Annotated in this window: 10 protein-coding genes and 2 pseudogenes; 8 read left to right on the forward strand and 4 right to left on the reverse strand. The window is 39.6% G+C overall.

The genetic code is table 11. The annotated features are described in order from the left end of the window. Positions 1–238 (reverse strand): annotated as a pseudogene (locus F6K06_RS27215) (RNA-guided endonuclease TnpB family protein); the annotation flags it as partial. Continuing rightward, positions 180–440, reverse strand: coding sequence for a helix-turn-helix domain-containing protein (locus tag F6K06_RS27220; protein ID WP_287243942.1), 261 nt, complete (start codon positions 438–440; stop codon positions 180–182). The gene F6K06_RS27220 and the pseudogene F6K06_RS27215, both read right to left, overlap by 59 nt. Before the next feature lie 142 nt (positions 441–582). Here F6K06_RS27220 and F6K06_RS27225 point away from each other — a divergent pair. From F6K06_RS27225 to F6K06_RS27250, 6 genes and pseudogenes are all read left to right on the forward strand, one after another. Beyond that, positions 583–1071, forward strand: a pseudogene (locus tag F6K06_RS27225) (RNA-guided endonuclease InsQ/TnpB family protein); the annotation flags it as partial. A gap of 262 nt (positions 1072–1333) precedes the next feature. Further along, positions 1334–1708 (forward strand): SRPBCC family protein, encoded by a 375-nt coding sequence (locus F6K06_RS27230; protein ID WP_287243924.1) that lies wholly within the window; start codon positions 1334–1336, stop codon positions 1706–1708. Positions 1709–2662: 954 nt separating this feature from the next. Continuing rightward, positions 2663–3280 carry a glutathione S-transferase family protein gene (locus F6K06_RS27235; RefSeq protein WP_287243926.1) on the forward strand — a complete coding sequence of 206 codons (618 nt, stop codon included), beginning with the start codon at positions 2663–2665 and terminating at the stop codon, positions 3278–3280. A gap of 404 nt (positions 3281–3684) precedes the next feature. Continuing rightward, on the forward strand, positions 3685–4095 hold the full coding sequence (locus F6K06_RS27240; RefSeq protein WP_124147228.1) for a hypothetical protein: 411 nt from the start codon (positions 3685–3687) through the stop codon (positions 4093–4095). 180 nt (positions 4096–4275) lie between these two features. Beyond that, positions 4276–4668: a hypothetical protein gene (locus F6K06_RS27245; RefSeq protein WP_124147227.1), complete on the forward strand. Its 393-nt coding sequence runs from the start codon at positions 4276–4278 to the stop codon at positions 4666–4668. Positions 4669–4731: 63 nt separating this feature from the next. Continuing rightward, positions 4732–5007, forward strand: coding sequence for a hypothetical protein (locus F6K06_RS27250; RefSeq protein ID WP_287287439.1), 276 nt, complete (start codon positions 4732–4734; stop codon positions 5005–5007). A gap of 183 nt (positions 5008–5190) precedes the next feature. On the opposite strand, the gene F6K06_RS27255 is transcribed toward F6K06_RS27250, so the two are convergent. Next, positions 5191–15015 carry a CHAT domain-containing protein gene (locus F6K06_RS27255; protein WP_287243928.1) on the reverse strand — a complete coding sequence of 3275 codons (9825 nt, stop codon included), beginning with the start codon at positions 15013–15015 and terminating at the stop codon, positions 5191–5193. A gap of 503 nt (positions 15016–15518) precedes the next feature. On the opposite strand from F6K06_RS27255, the gene F6K06_RS27260 reads away from it, so the two are divergent. Continuing rightward, positions 15519–15791 (forward strand): hypothetical protein, encoded by a 273-nt coding sequence (locus tag F6K06_RS27260; RefSeq protein ID WP_124147225.1) that lies wholly within the window; start codon positions 15519–15521, stop codon positions 15789–15791. Here the strand turns inward: F6K06_RS27260 and F6K06_RS27265 are convergent. Next, a complete protein-coding gene (locus F6K06_RS27265; RefSeq protein WP_240039164.1) occupies positions 15781–16902 on the reverse strand; it encodes an AbrB family transcriptional regulator in 1122 nt (373 codons plus the stop codon). The two genes, F6K06_RS27260 and F6K06_RS27265, sit on opposite strands and share 11 nt — an antisense overlap. Positions 16903–16994: 92 nt before the next feature. On the opposite strand from F6K06_RS27265, the gene F6K06_RS27270 reads away from it, so the two are divergent. Next, positions 16995–18341, forward strand: a complete 1347-nt coding sequence (locus tag F6K06_RS27270) for a nitrate/nitrite transporter (RefSeq protein WP_287308914.1) — start codon at positions 16995–16997, stop codon at positions 18339–18341. Positions 18342–18345 lie beyond the last annotated feature (4 nt).

The raw sequence follows: 18345 nt of genomic DNA on the forward strand, positions 1-18345 counted from the left end.
TGGTGACGTTTTTTACTGGTACAGAGGGTAAAATTTCATAAGTTTTTACTATTCCTATTCTGGGTAATTGTATGTAGTTTCCTTGAATAATCTTAATACTTCCTTCTAAGTAAAAGCTGTCTTTTCTACCTTTTTTCTTAAAGACCGGGAATCCATGTTCAGGAATAGTTAGAAAGTTTTTAAATGCCCTCTCTAAGTCTCTTAATGCTTGTTGTGGGGCACCCGATCGATACCTCATAATACCAGGGATTAATTGATTTGACTTCAGCTACTAAGCGTTTATGCAGGGTGATGGCGCTTGGGCGTTTTTTTGTTTCTTCGTACTCAGTAATGCAAGTTGCTAATCCCCAGTTATAGGCATGACGAGCTACTCCTGCGTGTTTGGCAAGTATGGTTTTTTGTTGGTTGTTAAGTTTTAGCTTAGTTTTAAAGGATTTCATGATTATTGTTTTTGTTGGCACTAAGCGCGTAAAATTGCTGTTTCATATATGGTTAATAAGTTAAACATAAATCTAGTATACCACAGTAAATGTCTAATTGTGTTTAATTTTGTCCAATTATTTTAATACTGTTGATAGCCCTAACGTCAAAGCATATAAACAAGCTAAAAAACGATTAAGTCGTTATCAACGCCGTGTCAACAAAAAAGAGCCTGGTTCCAAAAACAGAGCTAAAACCATCAAAAAACTAGCAAAACTACACAAAAAAGTAGCTGATATTAGAGCTGACACACTCCATAAACTGACAACATGGTTAGCTAAAAACCACAGCACCATAGTGATAGAAGACTTGAATGTAAGTGGAATGCTCAAAAACCATAAACTAGCAAGTGCTATAGCAGATTGTGGTTTTTATGAGTTTAAACGTCAGCTTATATACAAGTGCGAGTGGTATGGAAGCCAGCTAGTGATAGCAGATAGATTTTATCCAAGTTCTCAAATATGTTCTCACTGTGGGCAGAAACAGAAAATGCTATTGAGTGTGAGAACTTACAAATGTAGCAACTGTGGTTTTGAAGCAGACAGAGATTTTAATGCTGCTATTAATTTAGAAAACTATGTGCATCAGTAGGTGGAGTTCCCGCCGATTTTAAGCCTGTGGAGAAGATAAGTAACAGACTGCGGTCAGTGGTCTTCTGGGAAACAGGAAGCTAGCTCCAAAGCTCATGCAATCAGTCATGGGTAAGTTTGGGTAAGTTTAGTAGAACGGTTTTGTCTTTATTAATTTTGACCAAGACTGTGAGTCTCTTGAGAGTTACTTAGAAAATCTACCGGAACATTTTCAACAGTTTGCTTTACAAGAAAGGTTTACAGCAGCTCACGTTGCCAAAGTGATGCCTGCTAACTGGAAAGTGGCACTAGAGGCTTTTTTAGAAGTTTATCATCTAAATGCAACACATCCACAAATTATCAAATTTACTGGAGATATTAACGCCCAAACTGACATTTATGGTAGTCATAATCGGGCAATTATACTGTTTGGGGTGCCAAGTCCCCATCTAGGTAAGCTACAAGACCCACAAGCTGCTATAGGTCTAATAGAATTTATCGGAATTGATCCAGAAAAATTACAGATATCTAAGGAAATGAAGCCCCGTGCTTATGCAGCAGAAGCAACTCGGCAATACTTCAACCAGAATTTAGAGCTAGACTGCTCTGCTGTTTCTGATACAGAGATGCTGGATCTAACTTACCTAATTCTGGGTTGATTTCTGGAGCAATATGAGCAAACTTGCCATTTTTAATTCCTAAGTCGAGGCGAGCGATCGAATTCTGATTTGGGCGCACTACCCGGACATTTTTAATAACTAAATCGAAATCTAATACTTCTGACATTAATTTATCCCCAATAATTGAGCAAGATTTTTATTTTGACATAATTGGAAATCATATAGCAATGGCAATGGAGGTGTTATCAGAAACCTGGTTTTTGAGAGGTAGATGTTAGTCAGTGGGGTATTTCAAACAAACCCGGTTTCTACGCTTTTTTATACCGATACCGCAGACAAACCCAGAAACCGGGTTTTTCAATGTTTATTATAAAAATAACGATTTCTCCTATAAACCCGGTTTCTTTGCGTAATATCATGTCCGGTAGCATCGGTATTGTAAGGTAAGGAAGAAGGAAGAAGTAAAAAGGTTAAAAAGCTGGAAAAAACTTCAAAAAACTTAAATTTGCTGTAAATATTCACGCTAACTTTTACACAAACGATACTAGCGGACATGATATAAGTCCTAATATAGTTGAAAAACCAAATAGTTGAAAAAACCAAATTTTCTGGTAAACTTTATTGTGGGTATTCAACTCTCACCAATAAGACTCTGTCCTGAAGGAAAGTGTTTAATGAATATAGACTTTAAGATCAAGGGAGCCGACTTTCGTAGTAAGATTTAATTCTAACTCAATTAATCAAGCTCTAAGCATTCAGCTCTCAGCTTTTTAATGAAGGAAGTAAGGATTCGTTGAACTTATACTACATTTTTAACCAGAGAATTGAAGCACAAAAACGACGATTTTTAGTTGTCAACCCATACAATAAAAGCTAATAGCTGAAAGCTGAAGGCTGATGCTTACATAAAGCTTTTATCCCACTAAAAGCAATAGCTGATGGCTGAATGCTGATAGTTTACACTTTATTTATGGCTTTTTTGGAGATATCTCAATGACAAGAATTTTATATTATCATCCACTATCCAACTTTTCTCGAAAAATACGGATATTGTTAGCAGAAAAAAAATTAGATTACAAACTCAAGGAAGTTAACCTACGAAACAAACCTGCTGAATTTATGGAAATTTCTCCCATTGGTAAAGTACCTGTATTTGTAGAAGAAGATGGCACAGTAATTTGGGATTCTACATTAATTGCTGAGTATTTAGACGAAAATTATCCAGAACCAAAATTTTATCCTACTTATCCCCAGGCAAAACTTGAATGTCGTAAATGGGAAGAATTAGCAGATTATTTAGGGGATAATATTATCAATTTATGGATACTAAATTTGACCAATAATTTAGAGCCGACTTTTTATCGAACCAAATTAGAAACGTCAATTAACGATCTCTTACCAGTTTTTGATCGACAATTAGCTAAATCTAAGTATTTATTAGGTAATGAAGAATGGACGATAGCAGATGTATCAGCATTATGTTCTTTTGGTTACTATAGCCTTAGGTTGAATGAAGATTGGCTTTTGGAATATGATAATTTAAAAAACTGGTTCAATAGATTACATCAACGTGAATCAGTAAAGTCTACTGTTCCTTTAAATAAGGAGTAGGAAGTAGGTAGGGACTAAGTGTGCTTAGTCCCTACAGAGTCAGGAGGAATAAGAATTATAGAACCCACTTAGTATCTATAATTTATTACTTTTAGGGTTTAGTAGTTGCGATCGCCTCAAGTTAAAAATCAAAAGTCAAAAGTCAAAAATAGTATGGTGGGTAAATGTAGTTGTTGATATTATAGCGCTACGCGCAAGGCAACAGGCAACAGGCAACAGGCAACAGGCAATAGGAGAAGACAAAAGGGTTTCAGCTTCTATTCATGTCAAACACCTTAATGCGTAGCGCTATAGTAATCAATAATGGATGCCCTAAACTTGTGGAATATAAAGAAAAGCTAAATAATAGTCAATCTCATAAAGTTTGTTATAGTCTGTGATTGGAGAAAACGTTCACACACAAAGTGACTTACGGAGTAATAAAAATGAAAAAAGCATTAGGCAAAGTCATCGTTGCATTTTTTGTCTGTTTACTATCTTTTGCAGTAGTTTCCCCCAGCCATGCAATGGCAGCTCAATATTATTGTTATTTAGGACAACAGCCACAATGTGTAGAAGACTTGCCGGAATCTGGAGACTTGTTATTTGTAGATATACCTCCATATGGAGTTAACGCTATAGATGTTACTGTCAGCAATTACTCACAAGAATATTATGCTATATTTAACACCGATCTTGGCAACCCAATAGAACTACCCCCATATAAAACTAGTGAAGTAATAACTTATCCAGTCCAACCATCGAGTTCAGCTACATTCTCAAATGCGAGTCGTGTTACAAATACACCTATACGGATCACAGTAGTTGCGAAATAGTGGTTAATTAAGATAATTTTTTGTAGGGGTGAGCTAATGTAGTGATTGATATTAGCAGTTAATAGACTTGATGTTTGCTCACCCTACCCATCACGAAACAATTGTAATAATAGAGGAAGAAACTCCTCTGGATATTTGGAGAAAACGTTCACACACAAAGTGACTTACGGAGTAATAAAAATGAAGAAAGCATTAGGCAAAGTCATCGTTGCATTTTTTTTCTGTTTACTATCTTTCGCAGTAGTTTCCCCCAGCCCTGCAATGGCAGCTGAATATTGTTTTTTAGGACAAGAGCCACAATGTTTTCGAGAATTGCCATTCTCTGGAGACTTGTTATATGTAGATATACCTGAATTTGGAGTTAGCTCCATAGATGTTATTTTGACCAATTTCTCAAATGGCAAAGAAGCTGTAGTTAACAGTGATATTGACTATCCAATAGTAATAGGCCCAGATGACCGTCCAGTCCAAAGAAATTATCCAGTCGTACCACGAAGCTCAGTTACATTCTCAAATGAGAGTCCTGTTCCAGATACACTAGTAAGAATCAGAGTATTTGGGAATAGTCGTTAATTAAGATAATTTTTTGTAGGGGTGGGCAAATGTAGTGATTGATGTTAGCAGTTAATAGACTTGATGTTTGCCCACCCTACCCATCAGATCAAATCTGGTAGCATCGGTTTAACGAAGTCAGAAGTCAGAAGTCAGAAGTTAACCCACCCCTCGCCCCTCCCAGGAGGGAAAGTAGGGGATTTGAGCTTCACTCCAAAAATATTTCGCCAGTCAAGGTGGGGTGGCGCGACCCATATTATTTTGATAAAATCTTTTGAAGGTAGGAGGACCGAGTCAGGTAGGGGAGCCGTCGGATTGGGGACGTACAGGATTCAGGAGGAGAAAGAATCACAAAGATGAGCGTATTTATGACGATTCGAGAATTTTTTTATGTTCAATAAAACGGATTTGATATCAGGAGCTAGAGAAATAGAATAGGGGAAAAAGCGGATGCAACCCCGCGACGACGTTAGTTGCATCTGGTAGCGCACCAAGCAGGTGGAAATTTGCCTCCCCATCACCCCATCACCCCACACTACCCTACTACCAAGGACTACCCACCATGGTAAACCCTGCCCAATAATAAGGGTGAGATAATTTTCGATTCCTCATTTCTCCTAGCACCGATGGTAACTCTACTGACTCACGACCTCCAACCCTCGCGATCTGATTTTTTTTAATCACTACATCCCCACGCAACATTGATAACTGCGCCTGTCTTACAGCTTCCGCCTTAATCCTAGTCTGATTCAAATGACTATAAAACTCAGTCATTAATGCTAAGGTGGCTCGATCATTCACATACCAAATACTAGCTAAAGCTGACTTTACTCCTGCTGCTATTGCTAATCCCGCAAATCCTAATTCGGCATCTTTGTCCCCAAAGGCGGTGCGACAAGCTGATAATACTAACAATTCTACAGAACTCTCATTCCAACCCAACTCCCTAATTTGGTCTAATTTTATTTGTTCTTCACCCCATAACTGAATGTAAGAATTACTAATTTTTCCCGGTCTAAAATCAGCATGAGTGGCTAAATGAATAATAGGATAAGGATAACTTTCTCTTTGAGTAATTAAATTATTCAGAGTAAAATCTTCATTTAGGAACATACTACCCTGCCATAGTTTTTGGGAAACAACTTCTAGTTCGACAGGTACTCCTGGTAAGGAATTGTGAGCAATAAACTCACTTGCTCCCATTGCTAATACCCGAGTATCTTGAAGCGTTCGGTAGTTGGTATCCATTAAACTGACACTGGGAATTAAACTCAGGCTATATTTTTCGATCAGGAATTGTTCGCCATCGTGTAATGCTGCTACGGCTAAAGTGCGCAAACCTTCATCCATACTGAATAGTAAGGTATCGATATTAGCTGCTTCTAGTTCCGATGCTATGGGTGCGATGAGCCAATTGTATAATTTTTGTGCTGGTGATAGATAACTATCATTATCTTGGTTAGCTGGAGTTGTAACTCTTATTCGTAATTCTAGTGCAACTTCCATGATTTGTTCGCGGTTAACAGAGGGAATGGTTTTGATTATTGGTTGACCTTCTTTGGTATATAAGATTATTTGTAATTGTTCTGGATAGACATTAATATAAACAATGGCAGATTCTTTTCCGGTTTGATTTGCCATGTCGCTTAAAATATCTCGGACGCTTTGTGTAGAAATTAATTTTTCCTCCAAATCTGCTCCCAGGTAATCTGAGTATTCCTGGAGACTGTTTCGTTCTAACGTTGTTACTACTTGGTCTGAAGCTGTAGCTGTTATTAGAGATTTGGTATTAACAGGATTAATTGTTTTTAAGATTTTTTGGGTGTCAGTTGTATGGTTGATAGATGCTTCTGTTTGTTCTTGAGCAGTACCAGCATTGGTTGTTTGGTTATTGTTAGTGGGAGTGGTCAGGGTGAAAAAATTGATATTGCTTGATATTTGCTGTAATATTGACTGGGTGGAAGTGGTGTCAGTTGAGGTGATTACTGGTATCTCTGTTGAATTGTTAAGATTTTCTGATTGGGTAGGGTTAGTTTCTACTGGGAGAATCTGGTTATCAGTGTTATTTTCTGGTATAATAATGTCGCCACTATCAATATTAGTAATTGTTTCTATTTCCTGTGGGGCGATCGCTATTTGTTCTGGGGTATTGGTATTATCTGGAGTATTATTAATAGTTGCATTCCCGCCTTCAGAAATAGCTGTTTGCTCTTCTACGGAAATATTACCACCTGGTTGAATATCGATATTAGCATCTCCTTGATTGGCGATCGCCTCTTGATTACCTACAGAAATATCCCCTCCAGCATCAAGATCAATATTAGCATCTCCTTGATTGGCGATCGCCTCTTGATTACCTACAGAAATATCCCCTCCAGCATCAAGATCAATATTGGCATCTCCATCTCCAGAAATTACAGTTTGGTCTTCAGTGCTGATATCTCCTGTTGCATCTAGATCGATACCACCTGCTTCGCCCTCTGAAGCAATTGATTCTAAGTCCAAAGTAGTAATAGAGCCATCAGTTGCTTCTAGTCGAATAATACCTGAACTGACTGTACCCAAAGAACTTAAGTTTCCTGTAGTTATTTGACTGCCATTAATAATAACTTCACCACTGGGGCCGTCCGGTGCTTGAGTTGTCACATTCCCTGTATTCACTGTTGCTATCTGACTTTGAATTCTCAAATCCCCACTTTCAGTCGCACCAAAGGATGATACATTTTCCAGATTCACACTTTCTGGGGCATCAATCTCAATATTTCCTCCTCTGCCTTCCTCTGAGAAAGAAGTAATGTCTCCCGTTGCACTAATCTCCCCTATTTCACTCTCCAATGTAATGTCACCTCCCTGTTGTATCCCTTCCGAACGAATTCCACTAATACTTACATTACCCAGAGATGTGAGAGTAACATCCCCACCGATACCCTCCGTAGAAAAAGTGTTTAACTCCCCTTGAACATCTATGCTATTTGCACTCCGACTGTCAATAGTAATATCACCCCCACGCATCCTTCCCTGGGATAGAATATTTTTTAGATTAACTGAACTTTCAGCTTGAATATTCACATTCCCAGCTGTACCTTGTGCTGAAAATGTTTCTATTGCTTGGGTAGAATTGACTTCACCGTTTTCACTAATAATTTCAACATTTCCTCCTGTGGTTGGTTTTGCTTGGTTGAGGGTGCTAGCTTCTAGTTTACCTACAGTAATATTTTCTCTGGCATTGAGCGCAATGTCTCCAGTGCCGTCAGGGGAACGAGAGTTTATTACTCCAGCAGTGGTGTCTATTGTGCCATTGTTGCTAGTAATATTGATATTTCCTGCTTCTCCTTGAGTTGCTTCTCCTTGAGGTACAGGTATGAGGGTAAAATTGTTAAATACTGAGATTTCTTCTCTGACAAAACCTGATGCTAGATCTATTTGACCCACTTCTATTGCGTCATCCGCAACAATATGTATTGTACCTGTATCGCCTTCATCTGCACCGGAATATATTCTAGCTGCTGTAGTCTTAATGTTACCACCCGCTTCTAAAATAATGTCTCCTCCTTTGCCTGAGTTTTCAGTATCGGATGTAGTTGCAGGTTCGGAGGCAGAGATAACATTACTATTTTCGGCGATATTGATGTCACCTCCTGCTTTTAAAAGAATTTGACCGCCGTCTGCATCAGCAAAAGAGTAAATGTCACTGGTAGTAATGTTTCCTGCGGATGCTTCTAAGGTAACGTTGCCTCCAGTTCCTTCGCCAGAATAGTTGGCCAGAAATCCATTACTGGTGTCTATGTTTCCTGTTTCTGTGATGATGGTAATTTGACCGCCCTGTTGTTCTCCGTGGGAACTGATAGTATTAGTAGTCACATCTGTTTTCGCACTCAGAGTTACATCTCCAGCGTTACCTTTTTCTGAAAATGATTGGATGGGTTGAGTAGCATTGATTTCTCTCTGTTCACTGGTAATGGTAATGTCACCTCCGTTAGCAGCTTCTTTTGATTCTGAGGCAGAAGATTGGATAATACCTGTGACGATATTTTCTTGAGCTGTGATTTCTATTGTGCCTGCGTTTCCTGCATCAGTGCTTCTAGCTGAGATGGTACTATTTTCCGCTGATAGTTCCCCTGTATTAATAGTAATTTTTCCTCCGTCTCCAGCTCCTGTGGTCTCTGTAATGATTTGACCGTCGAGTTGAAAGTTTTCACTGGGGTTGATGTTGATGCTGCCTCCGTCTCCACTATCGGAAGTAGCTGCAGATATAGTAGTATTTTCGGCTATTGTCAGGTTTTTGGTTTCTATATTGATCATACCTGCGTTTCCCCCTGCCGTAGTTTCCACCGTGATTTTTCCTTCCCCTGTAATATTGATGTTTTCTGGAGCAAATATATTGATATTGCCTCCATCTCCACTGGAAGTAGTGCGGGCAGAGATCAAGCCATTTTCGCTGAAGGTAATATTAAAGTCCGGGTCAAAGCGATCGGAACGATTTTCTCTATTCCCCTGCTCCCCTACTTTCTTATAGGGGTTAAGGGTAAGAGTACCTGCGGGGGTTTCTCCTGCTGTTTCGGCAAATATTCCGAGTCGGCCTGAGATTAGTAAGTCCGTAGCATTGATGGTAATGTTGCCTCCTGCTTCAGTGTTGGTTGCTCCTTCTCTTGCTGTGGCACTAATTTGAGCATCTTCTCCTATGGTTAGTTTTATGGTGTTGATTTCTATATCCCCAGCTTTTCCCTTATCATTGGTTTCTGTAGTTAAACTTGTTCCTGTTTCCAGGGTTAATTCTTCGGTGTCGATCTCGATCGTTCCTGCATTTCCTTTGTCAGTGGTAGAAGCTGATATGGCTACTCCATCTGAAAGGGTGAGGTTTTGGGTCTCAATGTTGATGCTGCCAGCGTTTCCTTTGTCTGAAGTTTCTACAGCAATGAATCCTTTTCCAGCAATATCTATGGTTTCTGGGGCACTGATATTAATGTTGCCTCCGTTGCCTGTGGAGCTGGTGGAGGCGGATATGAAACCGTCGTTGCTGAAATTGATGTTGAGGTCTGGGTGGTCTTTGTAGGGACTGATGGTAAGGGTGCCAGCGTTTGCTGATGCTTCAGTTTCGGCGAATATTCCGAGTTTTCCTGTAATATTGAGTTCGTTGGTGTTGATAGTAATATTGCCTCCGTCTCCGGTGCTGGTTGCGCCCAAAACTACTGTGGCACTGATTTGGGCATCTTGACCGATATCTACAGTGTTGGCTTCGATGGTGATATCTCCTGGTGCCCCTGCTCCATAAGTTTCTGTAATTAGGCTTGTGCTTTGGTCTAGGTTGAGCTTGTTTGCTTGGATGTCGATACTACCTGCGTTCCCTATACCTTCTGTATTTGCTCGGAGTTGGCTGTTGTTTGTCAGTTGGATGTCTTGGGGAGTTTCGAGAGTGATGTTGCCTGCGTTTCCTTCTGCGTTGGTGATGCTGAGGATGTCGGTGTTGTCGAGGGTGGTGTTTTTTTGGCTATATATGTAGACATCTCCTGCGGGTTGGTCTCCTTTGGTGTCACTTTCGATGGTGACGTTGTTGAGGCTGAGGTTGCCTGAACTGAAGATGTTAACGTTTCCCGATCTGCCTTGGGTGTCACCTACGTCTATTGTTATGTCTGGGACGAAAGGGTTTTCTATCGTTACTTGTTTACTGGTGATGATGGATAAGTCTGTCAGTTGAAGGTTTCCTTGTGGTTGACTTTCAATTATTACCTGCCCTGCTTCGGAGTGGGTAGATAGGGTCAATATTTCTGCATTGCTGAGGTTGTTGGTGGTAATGTTAACGTCTCCACCTTTCCCGGAGTCGTTTTCTCCGACTGAGAATGTTTTGATTGCTAATGGTTCTCCGTCTCCGTTTTCTGGAGGGTTAAATTTGATTGTTTCTGCAGTTAGAGAAATGGTTCCCCCATTTCCTGAGTTACCTTCATCGGAATAGGAAAAAGAATTGAGCGATTCTGTAGTGATATCGCTTCCAGCCTCAAGATCAATGGCTCCCCCATTTCCTGAGTTAGCACTAGAGAAAAAAGAATAAGAATTGAGCGATTCTGTAGTGATATCGCCTCCAGCCTCAAGGTCAATGGCTCCCCCATTTCCTCCATGGGAAGCAAGTGATGCAGTATTAATATTACCTCCAGCGCTCAAGGTAATATTGCCTCCATTCCCTGAGTTACTGCCAGAAGAATAAGAACTAATTCCTTCTAGTGAAGCAGAAACACCTCCTCCTGTCCCTGTAAGAGTCAAGTTGCCATCTGCATCTACATTGGTTGCAGAAAAGTTGAACCCAGGACCTATAAATGAAAAGAAAGAAAATGTTAATGTTGTTGTGATATTATCTCCAGCGCTCAAGGTAATATTGCCCCCATTCCCTGAATTTTTAGTAGAGGCATAGGAAAAAGAAACAACACCTTTGTTATTGAAGATATCACTACCAGCATTAAGAGTAATATTACCCCCATCCCCTGAATTCCCGTAATTGGCATGAGAATGGGAAACAATCTCTTCTGATTTAATATTACTACCAGCATTAAGGGTAATATTCCCTCCATTTCCTGAATTGCCTTCACTAGCAGGAAGAGAAGTACCTATAATAAATGAAGCACCTATAATAGCAGATGAACTAGAATGGATATTTTCTGAGAAGATATCACTACTAGCATTAAGGGTGATATTACCCCCATCCCCTGAATTGCCTTCTGATGCCTGAGAAGAAGAATCAAGTGATCCCATCTCAATGTTAGCTCCTGCATCTAGGGTAATATTTCCTCCATTTCCTGAGTTTCCTTCTGATGCCTGAGAAGAGGAATCAACCGATGCCATCTCAATGTTACCTTCTGCATCTAGGATAATATTTCCTCCATTTCCTGAGTTACCTTCTGATGCCTGAGAAGAGGAATCAAGTGATGCCATCTCAATGTTAGCTCCTGCATCTAGGGTAATATTTCCTCCATTTCCTGAAACTGAACGAGCAAAAACTGAGCCTATTGTAGTATCAATTGAGCCGGTTGTGCTTTCTATACTAATATTACCAGCATTGCCACTACCACCGTTGGTTTCTTCTCTTCCAAATTCATCAACAATAAATTCACCAGAATTAGTAATAATCTCTGCCGTAGTAATATCCCCTACCGCATTTATTTCTATATCGCCTCCATCACTATCAACAGATGAAGCATCTAACGAACCTGTAAGAATATCTCCAGAAATAGCATTAAGGTTAATAGCACCTCCATTTCCTTGACCAGAAGCAGAGTTGATAGCTCCATCCTCATCTACATCTACAGTTGCTGGCAACTCCCCACCAAAATAGACTGGCAACGCCGAAGTATCAATATTCCCCAAAATAAGACCGGCACCTGCAATAGTTAAATTTCGCCCATTGGTCTTAATAGTATCCGCATCACTGCCAACATCCGCTTCGTTATGCAACATGGTCACAGCACCAATTCCATCTCCATCCACATCTGCCCGAAATTCTATCTCTCCTTCCCCAGGCAGAAATTCCAACGCATCATCCTCTATATCCTCAACTGTAATATCATTTGTAGCTGCCAACTTAACATCCGCATCCCCAGAAGTTTCATCAAATTCATCATTGATCGTAATATTTGTTCCAGACAAAGAAACACTTTCCCCACTAGCTGTAATTCCGCTACCCGTAGCAACAATATCTCCCGTAGCTTCAATATTAATTGCACCACCTGTCCCACTATCAACTTCTGTATTTTCTCTAGATGCTACCTCAGAATTATTCTCTGTAGCATCTTGCTCCGAAATAAAAATACTTTCTGTTAAAGTCACATTTCCTGCACTCTGAATTTCTATATCTCCCCCAGCAGTAACAATACCATTAACATCCTCTCTCACATCACCAATATTCACATCTCCCAACACATCAAAAAATGCTCCACCACTGCCAGAAACAGCTTCTAAATTTTCTACATTCAACTGCAAAGGTGCATCAGTTAAACCTATTCCTCCACTGCCATTTGTTTCAAATAAAACACTACCCGCATTAATAATTGAACTATCAGAAACTCTGGCAATATTTCCACCATTGGCATTAACTAAAATTTGCCCTGTTGTTGTTAAGTTTCCCAGATTTATATCCCCTACTTCTCCTAAGTTCCCCAACTGAATATTAATGGTGCCACTTCCGGCATTTAATGTTGTTCCATCTAATTGATTTATTGATGCTGCTCCGGCACTCCGGTTAGCAATATCCATTTCATCATTATTACCGAGTAGGTCAATATTTCCATTGCCAATTGATGTGTCAATATCGGCATTGATGTTAATATTGCGACCTGCTTTTAATTCTACAGATTCTGTAGTTTCTATCTTTTCATTAATTGTTATGTCGTTGTCGGCAAATAAAATTATATCTCCTGATAATTCTCCAATATTTTCTGCTGAAATTGTGACATCAGAATTTTGATCTTGAGCAAAGGGGTCTATTGGTGTTTCTGTTTCTATTGTTTCTGAGTTCTCAGTATTTTCTGTAGAAGTTATTTCTATCTCTGAATTTGTATTTTCTGCTATTTCTGAATTCTCAAGATTTTCTGTGGTTTCTGAATTTTCGGATTTTTCACCAGATGCTACTTCCCAATTATTATCTACTGTTTCTGTTTCTGCATTTTCGGAATTTTCTGCTATTTCTGAATTCTCAACATTTTCTGAATTTTCTGTGGTTTCGGAATTTTCACCAGACGCCACTTCCGAATTTTCACCAGACGCCACTTCCGAATTATTATCTACTGTTTCTGTTTCTGCATTTTCTGTGGTTTCGGAATTTTCACCAAATGCCACTTCCGAATTATTATCTTCTGAACTTTCAGTATTTTCTAACTCTCCCACTGTTAGATTTTCTGGGTCTAATAATATTGTTCCTGGGGTGCCAAATGCTGCACTAACATTGACATTTCCATCAAATATTAATTGTTGTTTTCCTGATACTTCAACAAACCCTCCATCACCAGAAAATTCTCCTCCTCTGGCACTAATATTCCCGGCAAAATTAGTTATTCCATCGGACCAAATTATTACTTGACCGCCGTCACCATTTGTGGTAGACTCAGCGGAAATAAATGAGTTATTGTTAACAAATGTTTGCTGAGAGTTGGGTACTATTCCATTACCTTGAAAGTCGCCTCCGATTAATACTCTTCCCCCTCCATTTAGACCATCGGCGTTAATATTGGCATCGATAATTGCTACGCGATCGCCTAACACATTTATCTGTCCTCCGACATTAGATCCCCTCTGACCCCCCTTTTTAAGGGAACTGGAGTTGGTATTCCTTTCCATTCTTTGAGAAATCCCCCTCCAGTCTCCCTGGGAAAGAGGAAGACTATTCATATACCCCCCTTCTTCGATCCCCCTTCCGTCCCCCTTAAAAAGGGGGAAACGATTCATCTCCCCCCCTTGATAAGGGGGGTTAGGGGGGATCGAAACGTTGATATTTCCCGAAGTAATTGCTGTACCTGGTAAATCAGCTACCAGGATATTTGAATCTATCAACACCACATCACCATTTCCATTCACAGTCATAGATGTGGCCTGAGTTATTTCTCCACCTGTTAAAAGTTCGGGTAAGGATAAGGGAGTCATACCAGAAATATCTTCCCCATTCGCTATTGTTGAACCTACTTCCAAACTTAATAAATTTCCTGGTTGGGATATTCTCAGAGTACTACCTCCTTCTACTGCTGTGATAGTAACGTTGCCGCCTGCTGTGGAGAGTTGCCCTGTGTTGATAACCGTGCCACCCAACAAAGTAAGATTTTCCCCTGGGTTTAAACTGAGGTTCCCTTCGTTAACTATAGCGCCTGGGTTTGAGACATTAAAATGATAGCCACTGGGGTTTCCTACTAGGTTGGCATAATCATTTGTTCCCATGGCTTGAAACCAGAAGTTATTGCTGTTAAAACCTATACCTGTGGCTGTGGTCACGCTGAATGAGGTGGGGACATTAAGGCTAGCCTTTGGGCCAAACATTATGCCTGCCGGGTTCATCAGGAAGAGGTTAGAATTACTACCGATGACTTGGATCAGACCGTTGATAATTGAGGCGTTACCTCCTGTGATTCTGCCGAAAATATTGCGAGTATCTGGAGTGGTGAGAAAGTTAGCTGTTTGACCGGAGTGAACGTTGAATTGGTCAAAACTGTGGAAGAGGTTAGTCCCATTATGAGCGCCACCTTGAATATTAAATTGATTGCCGTTTTGATTGACGGTTGTACCTGTGCCGTCGTTTGAGGGGGTTATGGGTTGAGATTTGGCGGGAGTTGTAGCCAATATCCCTAAAATTACAGTCAGAGCTGTTATACTGTAAGATTCTAATTTATTAGCTTTCATAAAAAACTTCTGCAGTTATAATACTCATTATAAGTACACAGAGGCATGAGGCAAGGACAATATTTTTAGTCAAAATATCATCGTGTTTTTCTTCTAGAGATTGTAGCAACGATCCTCCTGTTTATGCCACTAAACAGAACAGCCTAATTTTTCTCTTCCGATATAATATTAGAACCTTCGATCTTGATTAAATATCATAGTCGTCAACCCAGGCCCAAATAAGATAATAGTTAACATTCGAGTCAGTTGAATTGCCAACACTTAGTATTTTTGCGCAAGTCTTGATATTGCTATTTTGGGTGGCGGTGCATTGTAATTATTAGTGTTGAATTTTTGGCGTTGCACAGTGACGAATGATTTGAGATTTTTGATGAACAGGATTTTGGATTAATCAATTGCTAGAATTATTACAGCAGTTTTGGAGTTGATGAGGTACAAAATTTTAGGACTTTAGGGAGTAGGCAGTAGGGAAAAAAAGATTAATTTTCGGCATTGGTGAATTAATGTATGATATTAATCTTAATTATCTAGGAGTCAGGAGTCAACCCACCCCTCGCCCCTCCCCCTCCCAGGAGGGGAAGTCAGGAGTCAGGAGGGAAGAAAGAAGAAGAAAGAGTAGTAGAGGGAGAAAGTTTTTTGTTTGCGCTCTTATCCGGACAAGATATCATACCTCTTTTCACCAACGCCTAATTTTCAAATTGTACCTCACTATCCTAAAAAGTGCTATAATATTAGCTGCTGAAGTGCTGATAGCTGACTGCTACTTCAACTTTTGACTTTTGACTTCCGCGTAGCAGCACTAGAGATTTTCATTCTCTTAAGTATCAGAGTTGTCAACCCCGGTCCCACTAAGATAATAGTTAACATTCGAGAAAGTTGAATTGCCAAAACTAAACCAGCATCACCACCCAACTCATTAACAGTTGCGATCATGGCTTCTAACCCCCCTGGGGTGAAACTTAAAACAGAAGTAATTAAGTCCACCTCTGTCAAATTATAAAACCCGTAACCTACTCCAAAGAAACCGATAATTAACCCTATTACCAGTGCGATATCAATTAAAATAGCTTTCCACAATTTGCGAGCATTTTCCCAGTCAAACTGAACCCCTATAGAAATTCCTACTAGCAGCAGTCCAACTGCAAATAACCATTGAGGAACTTGTAATTGATATGGCGCTCCCCACAAAGTAGTTAACCCAACTGCAAAACTACCTAAAAAAGCAGAGGAAGGCAAACGTAATAAATTTCCCCCCCAAATTCCTAAACCACAACATCCTGCTATAATTAATAAATTCCCAAACATGGGTATGCTTGTTTTACCCGATGCTAATAAAGTTGTAATTTGAGTCTGGTCGATAGCTGGAAACATGAATATGGTAGCAGTTGGCATAATAAATACCACTAATAACAATCGCAAATACTGAAGGATAGCAACAGCAATAGGGTCTGCACCTAGTTCTTCACTCATAGCAACAATAGCGGAAGCAGTTCCAGGAATAGATGCTAGAAAACCTGTAGAGCGACTAACTCCACTCCACAACGACAACAAATAGCCTTTCAACATACTCAAGGCAGCAGTGATGAAAATACATCCCACTACAGGAATAGCATAAGTGCTAACTAAACTAATTGTTTCTGGGGAAAAACGAAATGCTGTAGCAATACCAATTATTGCTTTGCCCAGCATAATTATTACTCTCGGTAATGGTTGGGGAGTACCTTTAGCGATCGCATAGATAATTCCGGCAATCATTGGCCCTAGCAGCCAACCGACGGGAAAGTTTAGCCAATAGAATATAAAACCTACTAAAATAGCTAAGGTTATGGGAAGAATGGTACTTTTGATAGTTAATAATTTGGAGATAATTTCTTGGTAGTTTAACACGCTCAACGATATATTAAAAAATTTGGCAGACAACTTATATTTATATAGCAGGGAACAGCTAATATAATTCTGGTTCAACTTGATTTAATCTCATGCTTAAAATTACTCCCAAAAATCTGTTACATCCCGACTATCCTTTCGCTCCTAAAAATTTCCCGTTTTTTTATGGCTGGATAATTTTAATTGTTTGCACCATTGGAGTAATAATGAGCATACCAGGTCAAACTATTGGGATGAGTGCTTTTACTGACTATTTACTAGCTGCTACTGGTCTGTCACGGTTACAACTGAGTAATGCTTATTTTTTTGGTACTTTGACGAGTGGTTTACTATTGCCTTATGGCGGAGTATTGTTAGACCGTTTTGGAGCGCGAGTCACTGTTGTTTGTGCATCAGTAGGTTTAGCTTTAACTTTATGTTATCTCAGTTTTAGCGATCGCCTAGCAACCCTCATCAGTAACGCATTTCCGAGAATTCCCGATTCAACTATAGCGCTACTAATGCTGATATTAGGTTTTGTCTGTCTGCGTTTTTCCGGCCAAGGTATGTTAACTATGACCAGTCGTACCACTCTCGGTAAATGGTTTAACCGTCGTCGGGGTTTTGCTTCTGGTCTTAATGGTGTATTCATGGCTTTGGGGTTTTCTATTGCGCCCTTAATTTTCAGTTCATTGATTAATACTTTAGGTTGGCGAAATGCTTGGCTAACTATGGCAGCAGTTATTGGTATTGGTATGGGGTTAATAGGGTGGGCTTTTTATCGCGATCTGCCTGAAGAATGCGGTTTATTAATGGATGGAGAAGTACAAACACCTAAGGTTGAAGTAGAAAATTCATCTGAAAACAACTTGCAAGATTTTACCCGCGCTGAAGCTATAGGTACAATTATGTTTTGGGTAGTGACATTAGTATTATCCTCCCAGTCTTTGATATTTACAGGTATCACTTTCCATATCGTTGATATTGGTACCGAATTTGGATTATCCCAAGTACAGACAGTAAGTATATTTTTACCGCAGGCAGTTGTATCTACTATTGTTGGTTATTTGATGGGGATGGCTGCAGACCGAGTTAATATCAAATATTTATTCATGGTTATGATGGTTGGTGAGGCAATAGGTGTTGCTTCTATTGCTAATCTTGGCGTGCCTTTATTTCGGGTATTAACTATTGTGGGGTTTGGCATTAGTACGGGATGTTTTGGTACTTTATCGGCAGTAGCTTTACCGCGTTTTTTTGGTAGAGCTTATTTGGGTGCTATTTCTGGTTTTCAGATGATGATTTTGGTGATAGCTAGTGCTATAGGACCTTCTTTTTTAGCTATATTTAAAGATAAATTGGGTTCTTATCAACCTGGTCTTTATGGTTGTTTGATATTGGTGATTTTGATTTTAATTCTTACCTTTTTTGCTCGTCAACCTCGGAAACTTGATAGATAAATTA

Origin of the sequence: Okeania sp. SIO1H4, assembly GCF_010672695.1 — a bacterium.
Lineage (GTDB): Bacteria > Cyanobacteriota > Cyanobacteriia > Cyanobacteriales > Microcoleaceae > Okeania > Okeania hirsuta.

Excerpts from the sequence above, each read along its gene's own strand:
- F6K06_RS27220 (WP_287243942.1), bottom strand. The coding sequence starts at position 440 with ATGAAATCCTTTAAAACTAAGCTAAAACTTAACAACCAACAAAAAACC.
- F6K06_RS27230 (WP_287243924.1), top strand. The coding sequence starts at position 1,334 with ATGCCTGCTAACTGGAAAGTGGCACTAGAGGCTTTTTTAGAAGTTTAT.
- F6K06_RS27235 (WP_287243926.1), top strand. The coding sequence starts at position 2,663 with ATGACAAGAATTTTATATTATCATCCACTATCCAACTTTTCTCGAAAA.
- F6K06_RS27245 (WP_124147227.1), top strand. The coding sequence starts at position 4,276 with ATGAAGAAAGCATTAGGCAAAGTCATCGTTGCATTTTTTTTCTGTTTA.
- F6K06_RS27250 (WP_287287439.1), top strand. The coding sequence starts at position 4,732 with ATGTTTGCCCACCCTACCCATCAGATCAAATCTGGTAGCATCGGTTTA.
- F6K06_RS27255 (WP_287243928.1), bottom strand. The coding sequence starts at position 15,015 with ATGAAAGCTAATAAATTAGAATCTTACAGTATAACAGCTCTGACTGTA.
- F6K06_RS27260 (WP_124147225.1), top strand. The coding sequence starts at position 15,519 with ATGTATGATATTAATCTTAATTATCTAGGAGTCAGGAGTCAACCCACC.
- F6K06_RS27270 (WP_287308914.1), top strand. The coding sequence starts at position 16,995 with ATGCTTAAAATTACTCCCAAAAATCTGTTACATCCCGACTATCCTTTC.